This window comes from Kitasatospora atroaurantiaca (assembly GCF_007828955.1).
Lineage (GTDB): Bacteria > Actinomycetota > Actinomycetes > Streptomycetales > Streptomycetaceae > Kitasatospora > Kitasatospora atroaurantiaca.
This window is the reverse complement of the sequence record NZ_VIVR01000001.1, coordinates 1283722-1300024: the sequence shown is the minus strand read 5'-3', so window position 1 is coordinate 1300024 and position 16303 is coordinate 1283722. Positions and strand designations below refer to the sequence as shown.

Genomic DNA, 16303 nt, shown 5'->3' with positions numbered 1-16303 from the left:
CGTTCTCTATCCGAGAATCTTCTGGATATCTGCTACTTGCTCAATGAAGACGTGCTGGGTTCTGGCGGTGCGGTCAGGATCGGAAACCGGATCTGTCAAGTAAAAGTCGTGCACTTCCCGGTATCGTGCAAGGACGGTAACCTCGGGAAGGAGAGCGAAGTCGACGAGCTTGATGCCGAAGCCACGGCTCGGTGGTGTGACGAGGTCGACGACGCTGAACTGCGCACCCCCGTAGTTGAAGCCGTCGTCGAACTTGAGATCTGCGTCCCAGAGTGCACGTTTGACGTCTACCAGGTCCCTTACACCACGGAAGCAAAGGTAGGGCGCAGGCGATTGCCCAGCGTAGTAGCGACTTCGAATCCGGGCTGCCACATCCACCAGATCCTGGAGATGTGTTCCCACGCTGCACTCCACGACGAACAATCGCTGTCGATTGTGCACGTTGACGCCTCGGCTCTTGTACTGGTCCCGCAGCAGTTTGAGGTATTTTGTGTGTCCGTAAACCTGGGCGTAGCTGGCTTCGAAGACTGCACTGCGCGCATCGTTCACCACATCAATGAGCTGCTGCAGGTTCACCCGCCGCTCACCCTGCGGCTGAGAGAAGATCAGGTCCCGCAGGTGCCCGTGGATTACGGCATGCCAGTATGTTGCCTCGGACTCACTGCGAGCGCGCAATACCTTGGTAAGGCGGCTGAGTACCGTCTCGAACTGAGTCCGGTAGTCGGGTGCAAAATTGATCTGGAACGACTTGGTGAACATCTCCTTGGCGTCCTCCTCGTACAGGGAAGACTTCTCGCCTAGCAGTGAATCGAGCTCGTCTCGATTGATCATAATTACACTGCCAGGCGCACGGTCCAAGAAGTGGCAGTAGAGCGAGAATCGTGCGTCACGGTTCTGGGAAAACTGGTCCATCATCTGCAGAACCGGATTCGTGATAGATCGCAGTGAGAAGCGAGCGCTACGGTTCTTCACCTGGATATGGAAGTTTCGCACCCCAATATCCTGTGCGCCCTCGATCTCCACACTGCCGGTGTGGTTGTCGAGTATCTGTAGCAGCGAAGCGTCGAACTGGAAGGCGTACCCCTTGATCGCGTGGTAACCGCCATCACGGTCAGCGCCGGAAGACGCGCGACGGATCACTTTGTACCCCCGGTACCGATTTGCCTGGTCTGGGGGCAGAGTTCGTGCCGATGCCCGCCGTGACTCTAGTTGCAGATAGACGGCCATGGTACGTCCTGTGGTTTGCGCCGGCCTCGCCTTTCGGCCATCCAACAGCCCAGCAGCAGGGACCATCCTCAGCGTGACCTGAGTTGGCGTCATGCAACTGGTGCTCTCTGCGGCCGTCATGCTCGGTGGCGAGGCGAATCTTGCGGGCCGTGGGAGGTGATAGCCATGGCGGTGGGGAGCACAGTGCATGGCGCTGACGCGGCCGGTTGGCCAAGTGCCTTGATGGTGTGGGTGAGTGCGCGCAGTCGGGACCGTCGTGGGCGTGGCAGGTGGAGCAAGCCGGGACGGCGGTGTTGGGGCATGGGTGGATCGTGGCGCAGTACTTCGAGGTCGGCCGAAGCCGGGTGCTGCCATAGGCGCGCTGGCCGAGCGTGCGTTCTGGGCCTTGGCGGAGGAACTGATGGCCGATCAGGTTCAAGCGGGCACTATCACAGAGCGGTCGTACACGTAGAGTGCCTGGTCGGACTATCCCTCGTTCGGGTTCGTGCTCACAGTGATCCTGGGGTGGTGCTGTCTGTGCTCGTCATGCTCGGAGGTGAGGCGAATGCACTGAGCCTGCGGAGGTGATGGTCGTGGCGGTGAAGAGCCCAGCGCGTGATGCTGCGGCCGGTGGGTCAAGTGCCTTGACGGCGTGGGTGGGTGAGCGCAGCCGGGGTCGGTCCGGGGTGGGGGAGCGTGCGGCCGGAAAGTTGCGCTTCGCGTTCTACGGGCGGGTCTCCACCGAGGACCACCAGGACCCGGCGACGTCGCGGGCGTGGCAGTGGAGCGGGCCGGTGCGGTGGTGTCGGGACACGGGCGGGTCGTGGCGGAGTACTTCGACATCGGTCACAGCCGTGCGTTGCCGTGGGCGCGCCGGCCGGAGGCGGCGGCGCTGATCGCCGATCTCGCCGATCCGGAGCGCGGGTTCGACGCGCTGATCATCGGCTCCAGCGAACGGGCCTTCTACGGCAACCAGTTCGCGTCGATGGCCCCGCTGTTCGAGCACTTCGGGGTCCAGCTGTGGGTCCCGGAGCTGGGCGGCGTGGTCGACCCGCAGGTCGCCGGGCACGAGGAGCTGATGATCCTGCTGGGGATCATCGCGAAGCGGGAGATCACCCGCACCCGGATCCGGGTGCGCACCGCGATGCTCGTGCAGACCCGCGATCAGGGCCGCTACCTCGGCGGCCGGCCGCCCTATGGCTACCGTCTCGTCGACGCGGGCCTGCATCCGAACCGCGCTCTGGCCCGCCGCGGGGTGCGCCTGAACCGGCTGGACACTGATCCGCACACGGCGCCGGTGGTGCGGTGGATCTTCGCGCAGCGCCTGGAAGGTCACAGTGTCGCCCGGGTCACGAGGGCGTTGAACGACGCGGGGATCCCGTGCCCGTCCGCCGCCGATCCGGGGCGCAATCCGCACCGCGACGGGGGTGGTTGGCGGCTGCCGACGGTGGCCGCGATTCTGGCGAACCCGCGCTATACGGGCCGTCAGGTGTGGAACCGCCAGCGCACCGACCACGACCTCCTCGACCCGGACAACACCGCGCTCGGCCACCGCGAGGTCATGCGCCGGAACGAGCCCGAGGACTGGGCGATCTCCGACACACAGGCGCACCCGGCGCTGGTCACGGAGGCGGACTTCGTCACGGCCCAGGGCATCCGCGCGAGCAAGGAGACCGTCCCGGGGCGGACCTATCTGCTGGCGGGGCTCCTGGTGTGCGGTCTGTGCCAGCGGCGGATGGAGTCCTGCTGGTCCAACGGCCGTGCCGCCTATCGCTGTCGGCACGGCTACACCAGCGCCACACCCAAGCCCGGCCGGGCGCCCAACGCCTACGTACGCGAGGACCGGGTCGTGCCGCACCTGCCAGCCCTGTTGCTCCGGCTCGCCACCGTCGGCGGCCTGGAGAGCGAAGGCGCAGACGCTCGCCTGGCACCCACCGTGGCCGACGCGATCGAGTACCTGCGCAGCGGCGGCACCACGCTGACCTACGACCCCGCCGGCGGAACTATCACTGCCGGCACAGAACGAGCAGAGAGGATCCTGATCGGCTGACACACCCCCAACCTGGGAAGGCGAACGGGCCGGGAAACATCAAACGCCCGCACCAGACCGAAGGTCTGATACGGGCGCCGATTCACGCTGCCCGGCGAACCGGAAGCATGTACAAACTATGTGTCCGAGAGGGACACAAACCATTTCCCCACATGCGTTCTCGCTGGTCAGCGACCTGCAGCTCGATCTGCCAAGTGCCCCAAGGCGAGGAATCCTAGGCTAGCTCCGGTGATGAGCTGGCCCCGTGTGGCCCTGACTCCTTTCTACCTGTGCCGCGCGTCACAGGTGAAGGGCTGGGGGCGGACTTCACTCGTACGGGTGGCGACGGGGAGGCGCTGGGGGTGCGGCGTGCACCACCAATCTGCAACCTGCCGGCGAACCACTACCCGGCCGCAGGCCACGAGGGCGTCGTGCTCGGCGGCTGGCACGAGCCGCACGCCGAGCGGTAGCTGACAGGCCGGCGCCCGCGCAGTCACTCCTGTGGCGGTAGGTCACTAAGGGTGTCCCGCAATGATCTCTGACTGGAGGCCGTCCGGTGGACGGCTGCGGGGTGCGCGTTGGGCGCGCCGGGCCGAGGGACCTTGGCGGCGTCGCGGCGGCAGGCCGGAGAGCAGTAGTCCTGACGGACTTTGGTCAGCCGGGTAGCAGGTCCGCCGGCGCCGTCCATCGGCGCAGGGTGGCGTCGTCCGGGTCCGTGGTGAGCCAGGTGCCATCGCCGAGGCCGACGACGTGCTCGCCGACCGGGTGGGGGTAGTCGATCCGGCCGAGTGGGTGGAGGGTCCTGGCGTCCAGCAGCCAGTGTTCGGTACGGCCGTCGCCGTGGAGGAAGTCCTCGACCCCGGCCACGATCGTACGGGCGTCGACGAATGCGGCGCTGTTCCAGTCCGGTTCGGGGCCGACGGCCGTCGCGAGCTCGTCGGACCGCAGGGCGGCCAGCACGCTGCCGTCGAGGCGGTGCAGTTGGAGTGCACGGCCGCGGTGCGGGACGCTGAGGAAGGTCTCGGCGTCCGGGTGGATGTCGGTGGGCAGCCGATGGCCGTCGCCGATCTCGCGGACGGTGAAAGGTGGAGCGGTCCCAGTGGCCGAGGTAGGCGAGGGTGCTCTGCGAGCCCTGACCGGTGCTCAGGATCACGTGCTTCCCGTCGGGGTGGGCGAGGTGGTTCGAGGTCCCCGACCCGTAGTCGAGGGGGACCCGGCCGAGCACCGTGCCGTCCGCGGCGTCGAGGACCACCCACTCCTCCTGCACCCAGGGCCAGTCGTCGTCGGGCCTGTACAGCGGCAGGACGTGAGCCCAGACGAACCTGCCGTCCGGGCTCACCGCGCAGGAGGCCTGCGGCTCGCCCTGGGGGCAGAGGTCGGCGCCGGCGTGCCGGTGCGGATGGTGGCCCCAACAACCGTGCCGGTACTCCCAGCGGACGCGCCCGTCGGCCTCCAGGGCCAGCACCGAACGCTGGCCCGAGAGCGTGCGCGGTGTTGGTGACGTCGTCGGCAAGCGGACCAGCGCAGGACGTGCTCGGCGTCGCGGCAGGGTGCGCGACCAGCTGGCGGAGCAGGCGTCGGAGTCCGTGGCAGGTGAGGGCGATGAGGTCGTCCTCGGCCGGGACGGGGATGTCGTGCTCGATGGCGGTGGCGACGGCGAGGAAGGCGTAGGTGACCAGGGAGGCGGTGCCAGCTGCTCCAGGTGGTGACCTGGCCCTTGTCCAGTCCCGTCGCCTGTTTCGCGATGATCGCGGTGGCTGTCCTCGACTCCGCAGTCGGCCCAACCCCCGCCGACCAGCCCAAATGCGGAGCGGATCACGATCCACAGCTGCCGTGGCTGAGCGGCTGTCGTCAGGCGAACGGCTCCGACATCACCCAATCAAGTTCAAATAGTGGCCCTGTCGGTACATCAAATTTTCTCGCCAGACTCGACGAGCGCACGATAGTCGACCTTTCCATTGTCATTTCGAGGAAGGTCGTCGATTCGCATCCAGTGGCGCGGAATCATCACCTTCGGCAGGGAGGAGTGCAATAGTGCGAATATGTTCTCTTGGGAAATTTCTGACTCTGCGTTATAGTAGGCGACGAGTTGTGCGCCACCGCCACGGTATTCGGCAACGACTGCACACCTTAGTACGCCAGGGATACGGGAAACGGCCGCCTCAACTTCGTCCAGCTCGATGCGGACACCAGCGATCTTTACCTGTCTGTCAGCTCGGCCTAGACAGTAGGCGATCCCATTGCCAAATTTTGCGATGTCGCCTGTGCGATAGATGCGACCGGTACGGGAGGACGGATCGAACTCGTCTACGAAGAACGAGTCTCTGGTGCGCTCTTGATCATTCAGATACCCCGCGCCAACGGCATGCCCACCGATCCACAGCTCACCCGTTTCGCCGGGTTCGGCTGCACGCCATGTGCCGCCCTCGTCAGTTAGGAGATAAAAGGCAACATTGGGGACGGGTATTCCCACTGGCAGCAGCGGAGCCGCCAGGTCCGTCGATGTGACAAGGTGGAGTGCAACGTCATCGGAACATTCCGTTGAACCATAGGCATTGAAGAACCCCGCCTGCGGAAGTGTGCTTAGGACACCGCCGGCGAGCCCTGGGTCGAGCTTCTCGCCTGTCGAGATGAGGCACCGCAGACTCGGCAGAGCGGGCGCCGCGCTTCGGCGCCTGGCCTCGTGCACGATCCACCCGATCACAGTCGGCACCAACTCCATCACAGTAACCTCGGTCTGCGCAGCACTCGCCACCAGGTGCCGGGCGAACCGCATGTCGGCATCCGCAACGATTGAAACCGATCCGCCTACGAGTAGCACTGCAAGCATCTGCCAGATGGAGATGACATAGGCCGGGGAAGCGGTGAAGGCGACCCTATCGGAAGCCGTGAGGCGCAGCCTTGCCACCATGGACCAGAGATGGTTCATCAGCCCGAGCTGGTTGACGACCGCTCCCTTGGGGCGCCCGGTGGTTCCCGAGGTGTGGATGATGTAGCGCGGCTCGTTGTCAGCGACGACACGCGGAGCAATATGCGGTCCTACGTCGCCGCACATCACCGGCGCGGCGACCACGGGCACGTGAGCCTCGACTGCTGCCTGAGTGACCGTCGAGGCGAACACATTGTCGCTGCCATTCAGGAGTAGGCATCGGGGCTGCGCATGCCTGAGCACACCGGCTACCCGCGCCACGGGCCAGTCTGGAGCTAGCGGCAGATACGCCGCACCGAGGCTCTCGATGGCGAGGAACATCGCGATGGTGTCCGCACTCCGTGGACCGGCCACCGCGATCCGGTCGCCAGGCCCGCACCGCTCCGCGAGGAGGGCCGCTCGGATCTGGTCTACCCGTCGGGACAGCTGCTGGTAGGTGATCATTTCCGCACCCGTCACCACCGCCACGCGGCGCGGGTCCTTGGCCGCCAGCTCGCTGACGCGAACCCAGACGCCCGTCGAGGTGTCAACCTGACGCGATGACCTTAACGCACGGTCGGCCGCCAACTGCCGGGTTCCGGCGTGTAGCGGTAGCCGGCGCAGGCCGACCGCCGGAGACTGCTCCACCCTGGCGGCGGTGTGATGGTGACTCATAGGCACTCTCATCTCAAGGCGACCGCTGTGGTCCGCGCGTCCTTAGTTGAGCTCGACGGTCGGCATCGCGAACTGCGCCCGATAGAGGACGGAGTATGCACCGTCGGCAGCCAGCAGATCCGTGTGGGTTCCCTGCTCCACGATGGCTCCGTTCTCCATCACGACAATGGTGTCGGCGTCGCGAACCGTGGAGAGCCGGTGAGCGATGACGAAGCTCGTCCGCCCTCGGCTCAGCTGCGCCATCGCTCGCCGGACCAGCAACTCGGTTCGCGTGTCGACCGAGCTGGTCGCCTCGTCGAGCACCAGGATGGCCGGGTCGGACAGGAAGGCCCGGGCGATGGTGATCAACTGTCGTTCACCCGCACTGACTCCCGTGCTGTCGTTGTCAAGTACGGTGTCGTACCCGTTGGGAAGTGTGCGGATGAGGTGGTCGGCATGGGCGGACCGGGCAGCGGCCTCGATCTGCTCACGGGTAGCCCCCTCTCGGCCGTATGCGATGTTGTCGGCGATCGAGCCGGTGAAGAGCCAGGCGTCCTGAAGCACCACGCCGATCTCGGAACGGAGGGCGTTGCGCGACAAGCTGCGGATGTCGACCCCGTCGAGTGTGATACGGCCCCCCGTGACGTCGTAGAAACGCAGCAGGAGGTTGATCAGGGTCGTCTTGCCGGCACCCGTGGGGCCGACGATGGCAACCGTCTTCCCGGGCTCGACTGTGAGGGAAAGGTCTTCGATGAGAGGCTCGTCCGGCTCGTAGCCGAACGAGACGGATTCGAATGCGACAAGACCCTGCGAAGTGCCCTGGCGCAGCCGACGGCCGGTGTCCGGGACCTCCTCGGCAGCGTCCATCAGCTCGAAGACACGCTCCGCCGACGCGATACCGGATTGCACCACACCAGCGAGGCTGGTCACTTGGGTCAGCGGGCCGCTGAGCTGCCGCGAGTACTGGATGAACGCCTGCACGTCACCAATGGACATGGTGCCGGAGACCACTCGAAGGCATCCCACCACTGCCACGATCACATAGCCGAGATTGTTGATGAAGTTCATCATCGGCTGGCTGGCTCCACTGAGCAGCTGTGCTCGAAAGGCTGACCTGAAGAGCACTTCGTTGTGGTCACGGAAGGCTGTAGCCGACGCCTCGCTGCGGTCGAATGCCTTGACGAGGGCGTGGCTGTCGTACAGCTCCTCGACGTAGGCGTTCAACTGGCCTGTCGCTTTCCACTGTTCGGCGAAGCGGGTCTGCGCCCGCCTGCCGAGCAGAGCGGTGACGGCCATCGCTGACGGCACGACCACCACCGCGATGACCGCGAGCAGCGGGGAAAGCCAGAACATCATCACCAGGACGCCGACGATGAGCAGCAGCGAGTTGCTCAGCTGGCTCATCGACTGCTGCAACATCTGGACGACATTGTCGATGTCGTTCGTGATTCTGCTGAGGACCTCACCGCGCTTGTGCGAATCGAAATAGGACAGCGGGAGCCTGGCCAGTTTCGACTCTGCTTCTGCCCGTAGGCGATACGCGGAGCGCTGGATAGCTCTGGTCGCCTGCCGTCCCTGGAGGATCCAGCACAGTCCGGACAGGCCGTAGACGCCGAGAGCAATGGCCAGGATCGTGCTCACGGCGGCGAGATCACTGCTCCGCCCTGGGGTGAAGCCCGTCGACTGGAGCATGCCGGCGAGAGCGCTCTGCCCCTGCTGCCTCAGACGGTCGATCACGTCCGACTTGTCCATGCCGGGGTTTTGTCGTCCGATCACACCGGCCAGGACCAGATCGGTGGCCCGACCCAGCAGGAGGGGACCTATTACGTTCAGCGTGATGCTCGCCAGCCCGAGTGTGAGCATCGCGATGAACGGTCGCTGGATGCCGACCACGCCCAGCAGCCGCCGGGCGGTTGCCGCGAACTTGCTCCGGGGCGCTTCTGATGCGTCCTCCACTGAGTTGGCCTGCTCCTTTTGTGGCAGTCCGGCCCTCATGCGGTTCCCTCCTCTTCTAGTTGGGAGAGGACGATTTCCCGGTACACCGGACTAGTGACCAGCAACTCCTCGTGTGTTCCAGTCCCGGCCACCGCTCCCGATTCCAGGACCACGATCCGGTCCGCGTGCCGGATCGTGGCTACCCGCTGGGCCACGATGACTACCGCAGCATCGGTGACCTCCTCGGCCAACGCAGCCCGCAACTTCACATCGGTTGCGTAGTCGAGCGCCGAGAACGAATCGTCGAGGAGGTAGATCCGCGGACGGTGCACCAGCACCCGTGCGATGGCGAGGCGTTGCCGCTGCCCACCCGAGAAGTTGGTGCCGCCCTGTGAGACGACGGCGTCAAGGCGGCCGACAAGTGCCTCGACGAAGTCCCTCGCCTGCGCGACCTCCAGCGCGTGCCAGAGATCTTCGTCGGACGCATCGGGGCGCCCGAAACGGAGATTGGAGGCGACTGTGCCGGCGATCAGGGAAGCGGTTTGCGGCACGAAGCCCACGGCTCGCGACAGGGCTGAACGGTCAAGGCTTTGGACGTGCTCCCCGCCCACGAGTACCTGACCAGCCGTCGCATCGGCCAGTCGCGGAACGAGCCCGAGCAGTGTGCTCTTCCCGCTTCCAGTTGAGCCGACCACGGCGGTTATCTCGCCCGGCCGAGCGATCAGGTCCACGCCGCGCAATACGGCCTCCTGCGCCCCGGGATAGCTGAAGTGGATGTCGCGAAGATCAAGGTGCCCAGGCCGCGACATACGATCGACAGGGATCGACGCCGGCACGACACTGGATTCGGTAGCGAGGACCTCGGTGATGCGTTCGGCGCACACCTCGGCGCGCGGCACCATCATGAGCATGAAGGTGGCAGTGACCACGGCGACCAGGATGAGTGTCAGGTATCCCAAGAAGGCTGTCAGCGCCCCGATCTGCATGCCGCCGGAGTGAATCCGATAGGCCCCCAGCCAGACCATCAGCACGCTGAACAGGTTGACCAGCGTTGCTGCCGACGGAAACATCGCGGTCGTCAGCAGCCCGGCTCGTGCCGAGACCTCCGTCAGCTCCTCGTTGGCACGGGCGAACCGCTGCTGTTCGAAGGCGTCCCTGGTAAACGCACGGATCACCCGCATGCCGGTGATCTGCTCGCGCAGGACGCGGTTCATCACGTCCACCTGCCGCTGCATGCTTCTGAAGAGCGGTCGCAGGCGGCGGATGATGAGGAGCATGGGCAGTCCGAGCAACGGCATGACTACAACGAGGGCTGCGGCCATCGGCACATCCTGCCCGAGCGCGAGCACGACCCCGCCGACCGCTGTGATCGGAGCTGAGACGAGCCCGGTTAGGGTGGCCGAGACCAGTGTCTGAACTTGCTGGACGTCGTTGGTGGTCCGAGTGATGAGAGAGGGCGTACCGAAGCGGCCGACCTCCCGAGTGGAGAAGCTCTGCACCCGGTCGAAGATGGCCGCCCTGATGTCACGCCCGACAGCCATCGCTACGTAGGCCCCGTATCTCACCGTGCCGATCGCGCAGACGACCTGCAGAAGAGAGACGAGGAGCATGAGGCCGCCTCGCCGAAGGATGTACCCCGTGTCAGCGGTGAGCACCCCGCCGTCGATGATGTCGGCGCTGAGAGTGGGCAGATAGAGGAGGGCGACAGTCTGCACCGACTGCAGTGCCATGAGAACGGCGAGGTCACGTTGATATGGCCGCAGATAGGCGTGGACGAGGGAGACCAACGCCCGGGCTGAGGTCAGGCTGCCTTCGGTCCGGGTACGGCGCCGTGAAGGTAACTCCGCTGGCTGGGCCGTCATCGAGATCCTCCCCCCCGTGCCGGTTCCACAGCTCATCAGACCACCGCTCGTGGGCCAGGAACGGTACTGTGCGCCTTGAGCGATTCCCATCGCCGCTGGTCGAAGAGCCGCGCCGCGAAACTCTGTTCCCAGCGCTCGGGCTTTCCGTCGAGCACACCGTAGATCTCCAGGAGATCCGGGTCGGCGGGCTCGAACTCGGCTATCAGATCCGGCCGGACGTCATCGGGAAAGACTTGGGACGCGTAGTGCAATGCGTAGCGGACGCTGTTTCCGCAGCCGAAGCCCCGAACCCGCGTCGTCAGAGCCTCCAGTTGTTCCTCCGAGAGTCGCCGCAGCAGTAGGACAAGATCGAGGAACTTGAGAATCGTCAGGTCCTTGCCGATCTCTATGTACATCAGCGTCGTCGCCTCGACGTGCAGCTGAACGCACACGTCGATGATCTGGTCGACGGGATCGAGCTTGCGAGTGGGCTCCCCGAAGGCCACGGTGTCGACTGCGCCGGCCAAGAAGTCATCAGCCTCAGCCTTGATCCCGGAGTTCGGTTGGAACAGGTTGAAGCAGGGATCGAGTACGAAGACCTCGACATCATCACGCTGGGCGGGTTTGAGGTACGGCAGGGTCGAGTTGGTGAGGTTGACCTTCCAGACCAGCTGGGTCCGCCGGTCGAAGGGCACCACTTGCTCTGCGTTCCGTGAGAGGTGCCCCTGCTGATAGCCCAGTCCTTCGATGACCGAGGCGAACTCCGGCAGCGAGTCTCGACGTAGGAGCACGTCGAGATCGCCCATGCGCCGCAGACCGACATTGTGGTAGATGCCCTCAGTGAGCACCGGACCTTTGCGGATCGCGTAATCGAGGCCGGCTTCGTTGAGGCCGCGGATCACCTTGGCGTACTCGTCGCCGAGGGCCAGGTTCCGACGCCGGTTTCCCTCGTACGCGTAGGAGTAGATCCATCGGTACGGCGCGAGCGTGCGTCCGTCCGCTAAGTGGATCAGACGGTGCTTGATGAGGTTGCGTCCGACGAGCGGAAGAATTCCGTGCCGGGAGGCCTGGTCGAGGAAGAACCCCCAATCGAGATCCCGCCCACTCAGCGATAGGAACTGGTGTATCCGTCCCTGCTCAGCCACTGTGAGCTGCGGGCGGGCCAGTGCCAGCAGTAGGCGCGCCTCTGGTGGGATGTCACCCAGACGGCTGTGCGTCAGTGCCTCGTCTCCCATGGGGCTAGACATCCGCCGCTCCGTTCGTCTGTCGGTATCGGGGGCTGGTCTCGGTCGCACGGACTGGTGTTCCGGTCGTCTCGTCCTGGTAGCGCTCAGCCCGGACGATGACCCGGTGCAGGACCTCCACCACGCGGACTGGGTGAAGGCCGAATCCCGTCTCACCAGTCACCATGAGTGCGCTCGCGCCATCGAGGACCGCGTTGGCGATGTCCGACACCTCGGCCCGGGTGGGCAGTGCGCTCTGGCGCATCGAGTGCAGCAGTTGGGTCGCGACGATGGATGACTTTCCCTTGCTGACACATTCCGCAACGATCTGCTTCTGCGCCATCGGGACGTTCTCGAACGGAATTTCGACAGCCAGGTCGCCACGCGCGACCATCAGCCCGTCGAACGCTTCGGCCATCGCGGGGAGAGAGGCGAGGGCGTCGGGATGCTCGACCTTGCCGATAACGAGCTGGTCGGGAGCGAGGGAGTGCACCTCGTGGTAGTCGGCAGCCGAGCAGGCGAAGGAGAGTGCGACCAGGTCAACGCCAAGGGCGCGCGCGAATAGCAGGTCATCGGCGTCCCTGTCAGTGAGCCCTGGGGGCACGGTCGTAGCCCCAGGGATTGAGACCCCGCGCCCGGCTGTGACGGAGCCGCCCTGGACGACCACACAGTGCAGCTCGGTGGCGCTCGCGTCGGTGATGGTCAGGACGATAGCGCCGTCGTCGATCAGGACCTCAGCGCCTGGGAGTAGACGGTCCGGCAGCCACGGATACGTGGTCCAGGTGCGGTGCGACGTTACGTCGGTCGGCTTGCTCGAGAGCACCACTACCTCTCCGGGCGCCCACTCCGCCCGGCCGTCCGGCAACGCACCCAGTCGGTTCTTTCTCGCTTGAAGGTCCGCAAGGACAAGCACTGGCCGGCCGACGTTCGCCGCGATCTCACGAACGTTCCGGACTGAGGCCTCGTGCTGCTCACGGCTGCCGTTGCTCATGCTCAGGCGGATGACATCCACGCCTGCCTGCACCAGGCGGTCAAGGCAGGACCGTGTCTCGCTCACCGGGCCGAGCGTGGCGATGATCGCGGTCCGTCGTCCAGGGAAGCTGCTCAGCACAGTCGAAGGTCCTTTACGCTGCAGCGGTGGTACTCCCGGATGAAGCTCTCCGGGTCTGTCACCACGACCGGTGTCGCCCCATGAAGTACCCCAGTATCGGGAAGGTTGTTCACGAACACGATCTGATCGGGCCCCATGGATCCGGTGGTCCTCCCGTATTCGGCCAGCGCAGATTGGGTGTGTTCTGAGCGGAGAACAGGCTTGCAGCCGTCCGTCGGCTCATCGGACCACTCGAAGACGTCGTCGAACCGCAGTGAGTGTCGGCCCATGTACGGGCGGATGTCGATCAGATGCAGCTCGCCGCCGGTGAAGCCGACGACCGGCCCGTACAGGTGGGAGAAGAGCAGCGCATCGCGGTCGATATGGAATGCTTTGAAGCTCCAGCTGCTGCCGTAGAGCTCGATCGGGATGGCGCCGTCCGAGATGGTTCCCGTCTTGAGTCGGAAGTCTTTCTCGGGATCTCCATCGACGGTCCGCTGGCGGAAGACCTCCCAGACGGCCGAGAAGAGCGCCTGGTGGAAGGACCGGGCCCGCTCCAGCTCGAAGAACTCCAGCAGCCCGGTCACCAGGGCGGCGCCCGGGCCGATCTGGTCGTCATCCCTGATGAGGAGATCCGACACGGCACGGGCCAGAGCTGGTGGGATCTCGTTCGGCCGGATCGGAGCCGACAGGTAGTCGCCGAGCTTGACCTCCAAGCCGGCAAGCGGCTCCCGGTTTGAGGGATGTGTGTCCGCAAGCTTGTCAAGCGCGGATTTCCTTAAGGTCATCATGTCCGTACTTGAACCCATCGGTCTGTCCTCCAGATCACCCAGATCATCGGTTGACGTCAGCCAGTTCCGTGTCGTGCTCGGCAGACAGCACTTGGCTGAGGGACTCGCGGACCTCGTGAGAGGGCCGCGTGCCGTCGACCTCGCGCAGCAGCTCCCGTTCGGCAAAATAGGCGCGGAGCTTACCGCTCACGACGTGGTAATCCGCCAAGCGCAACTCGAATTTGGACGTGTCGTCATCCCGCCGCCTTATGAGGCCTCCTCCGCAGTCCGGGCAGGAAGCCGCTGTCGGATCGTCGGTCGTCCCCCCGCAGGTCGTGCAGAGCTGGCGGTTCGCAACACGCTCACGTGCCACGTCGTCTGGGACGTTCACGACAACGAAGCCGGTGACATGAATCCCCCGGCCCGCCACAGCGCGCAACAGATCCTCGCACTGCTGGAGGTCTCGTGGGTAGCCTTCCACTACGACGACCTGAACACCTGTCGGCAGGTTGTCGAGGAAGTGCATGAACTCCAGCAACACGAGCTCGTTGGACAACAGCTCCTGACGCAAGAGGGTTTCGCGCATTTCGAGCCCGAGGGGATGACCGGTCGCGGCCAGCTGAAGTCCGTAGTCCCGCACTCCGAATCGGGTCAGATCCGGGTCTTGCCGGTCGAGCGCGAGGAGCGCGGTCGACTTTCCGGCGCCAGGAGGACCGGTCACCAGTACGACCTTTGGAGGGGTGTCGTCCGGCACATCAGCCCCGCTCAGCTGCGTCTGTGTCGCGCTTGGCGTGCTCCGAGAACAACGCCCAGGCCCGATCAACCACTTGCTGGTCAGCGGTGACCCGTCCTTCAGCCACGTGCAGCTCCAGGGTGCGCAGGGTCGCGTACAGCCGGCGATCCGGATCCGCTAGCAGAAGCTCGGTCAGGTGGTAGAGCTGGTTGGTGTCGGCGGCCATTCGGACCGAGTCGGGGAACGCGTCAGCCATCAGCTTCGCCAGGTCCTGCGGGCCATTGTCGACAAGATAGACGGTGATCGGATCCGCGTAGAGGTACTCGATCGCCTCTGACCAGCCGTCCGTCTGACGGACGTTGGGGCTTCGGTGAGGGTCGTTCCCCTCCAGAATTCGAACCTTGCCGTCGTCCTCAATCAGGCATGCGAGCCCCTCAAGGTGACGGACCTGCGGACCGTTGTAGGTTCGCGCCGGGACATTCTTTCCCTGGCTGCTCTCGAACCGCTTTCCGAACACGTCGGCCCGAGACTGCTCGGGCAGGCTGATCGGCAAGCGAGAGAGCTTGCGCTGGTTCATTCGGCCTTCGACGATCAGGTTCTTGAAGTACACAAGAATGGTGCGACCATCCGGGAGGAGGATCTTCCGCTGATAGTCGTCCATCTCTGTGAGCTGCCCGCCTAGAGACTTGGCGAGCTTCTCAGTCGTCGTGTCGCCGTCGAGCAGAACCGATCGGACATAGCAGCCCACATCCTGAAGGCCCTCCTCTCCCAGCAGCCGGATGACTCGTGCGGCAGGCTCGACGCCGATGCGCTGAGCGTGGAACCAGTCCAGGCTGATGCGGATAGTAAAGTTGGCCTGCGCCAGATTCGAGGGACGAGTACGCCATGCGTCGACCAGGCTGCGCACACGCCGACGTGTCTCGTCTTCGTCCGCCGCAAAGTGCGCGCTGGTGATGAGCTCGATCTCTTCGAGATTCGGCGAGTCGATCTCGTTGACGAACCTCTCGCAGAATTCGGGCTCGACCATCGGCTCCCCGCCGCCGGACAGCACCGCCTTCCAGAGACCCATGCCGTTCATAAGTCGGAGCACAGGCCCCGGATCCCGGGCAACGCTGTATCTGGTCAACCGGTTTAGGGACATTGGGGCCGCATAGTTGCAGTGCCCACAGCCGACCGGGCACTCCGAGGACGGCCATACGTAGCAAGTGGAACCGGTCACCGGCCCATGCTCGGAGTACTTCGATAACGAGGCGATGAGCTCGTCGCGGCATTCGTCGAGCATCGAAGAACTATTCGGAGCCGAAGCGGAGGCCCCCTGCTTGAATAGCGACTCAGGCATCACTACACCCTCTCGTGAAATTGAATCTCCGCAGCTCTGACGGAAAATTCGGCTGCATGTTCACCCTGAGCGCCGATGATCACATTGATGATGCGAAAGAACGAGGGTCAAGCGACGCGAGGAACCTCGACGCATAATCAGAGTAATTAGTAGCAAGGGCTATTAGCGGATCACAGGTTCAGGGGAAGCGAATGGGGCTCCGCCTCTCCGCGTCAGTCGAATGCTGGCCGTCACGACGAGAGGCTCGGTTTCTGACCCCTATCAGATGCCCCAATTCGCCTCTCCGGCAGCATGCATGCGATCTTAGGCACACGATTCGCTTGCCTGCAAGGCCGTTGCAGGACCGATGAGAATCGGACAATCAAATCCAAACCGTCACTCATCGGTCCAGCTCACCCCAGGGCTAGATGGAAGATCGCTTGAGCCGAATATGTCGCCTATTGGGGGGTTTGGGGCAATGTAGAGGCGCTTGGAGTGCTGGTTGCGACCGGAGGGGAGTTCTATCCAGGGGCGGCGGACGTGCCATCCCTCAGATCACGTTTGAGGTCTGCCCGACCAGGGAGTTCAGCCCTGGC

At 64.7% G+C, this 16303-nt stretch carries 12 protein-coding genes; 2 read left to right on the top strand and 10 right to left on the bottom strand.

Annotated features, from left to right (window positions below; translation table 11 throughout):
• Positions 1 to 6 precede the first annotated feature (6 nt).
• The gene (locus FB465_RS05850; RefSeq protein WP_145788208.1) at positions 7 to 1227 is read right to left on the bottom strand and encodes a hypothetical protein; all 1221 of its coding nucleotides are present in this window, start codon (positions 1225 to 1227) and stop codon (positions 7 to 9) included.
• A 754-nt stretch (positions 1228 to 1981) separates the two neighbouring features.
• Between FB465_RS05850 and FB465_RS05845 the strand changes: the two genes are divergently transcribed.
• Together FB465_RS05845 and FB465_RS05840 are read left to right on the top strand one after the other, a co-directional pair.
• Positions 1982 to 3256, top strand: coding sequence for a recombinase family protein (locus FB465_RS05845; protein WP_246192528.1), 1275 nt, complete (start codon positions 1982 to 1984; stop codon positions 3254 to 3256).
• 269 nt (positions 3257 to 3525) lie between these two features.
• Complete coding sequence (locus FB465_RS05840; protein WP_145788207.1) at positions 3526 to 3705, top strand: hypothetical protein; 180 nt, start codon at positions 3526 to 3528, stop codon at positions 3703 to 3705.
• Between the two features lie 184 nt (positions 3706 to 3889).
• Here the strand turns inward: FB465_RS05840 and FB465_RS05835 are convergent, their stop codons facing one another.
• The 9 genes from FB465_RS05835 to FB465_RS05795 all read right to left on the bottom strand — a co-directional run bounded on the left by FB465_RS05835 (position 3890) and on the right by FB465_RS05795 (position 15467).
• Entirely contained in the window at positions 3890 to 4195 is a 306-nt protein-coding gene (locus tag FB465_RS05835; RefSeq protein WP_145788205.1) for a hypothetical protein, read from the bottom strand.
• Between the two features lie 949 nt (positions 4196 to 5144).
• Positions 5145 to 6818 carry an amino acid adenylation domain-containing protein gene (locus FB465_RS05830; protein ID WP_170290504.1) on the bottom strand — a complete coding sequence of 558 codons (1674 nt, stop codon included), beginning with the start codon at positions 6816 to 6818 and terminating at the stop codon, positions 5145 to 5147.
• A gap of 42 nt (positions 6819 to 6860) precedes the next feature.
• Positions 6861 to 8792, bottom strand: a complete 1932-nt coding sequence (locus FB465_RS05825; protein ID WP_145788201.1) for an ABC transporter ATP-binding protein — start codon at positions 8790 to 8792, stop codon at positions 6861 to 6863.
• Positions 8789 to 10462 (bottom strand): ABC transporter ATP-binding protein, encoded by a 1674-nt coding sequence (locus FB465_RS05820; RefSeq protein ID WP_211785945.1) that lies wholly within the window; start codon positions 10460 to 10462, stop codon positions 8789 to 8791. The genes FB465_RS05825 and FB465_RS05820 overlap by 4 nt, the downstream gene beginning before the upstream one ends.
• 167 nt (positions 10463 to 10629) lie before the next feature.
• A complete protein-coding gene (locus tag FB465_RS05815; RefSeq protein ID WP_170290503.1) occupies positions 10630 to 11808 on the bottom strand; it encodes a nucleotidyltransferase family protein in 1179 nt (392 codons plus the stop codon).
• A 4-nt stretch (positions 11809 to 11812) separates the two neighbouring features.
• A complete protein-coding gene (gene pyk / locus FB465_RS05810) occupies positions 11813 to 12907 on the bottom strand; it encodes a pyruvate kinase (RefSeq protein WP_145788195.1) in 1095 nt (364 codons plus the stop codon).
• Positions 12901 to 13602: a hypothetical protein gene (locus tag FB465_RS05805; protein ID WP_145788193.1), complete on the bottom strand. Its 702-nt coding sequence runs from the start codon at positions 13600 to 13602 to the stop codon at positions 12901 to 12903. Before FB465_RS05805 ends, pyk begins: the two co-directional genes overlap by 7 nt.
• 118 nt (positions 13603 to 13720) lie before the next feature.
• Positions 13721 to 14410, bottom strand: coding sequence for an adenylate kinase family protein (locus FB465_RS05800; protein ID WP_211785731.1), 690 nt, complete (start codon positions 14408 to 14410; stop codon positions 13721 to 13723).
• Position 14411: 1 nt separating this feature from the next.
• Complete coding sequence (locus tag FB465_RS05795; RefSeq protein WP_211785730.1) at positions 14412 to 15467, bottom strand: hypothetical protein; 1056 nt, start codon at positions 15465 to 15467, stop codon at positions 14412 to 14414.
• Between the last annotated feature and the right edge of the window lie 836 nt (positions 15468 to 16303).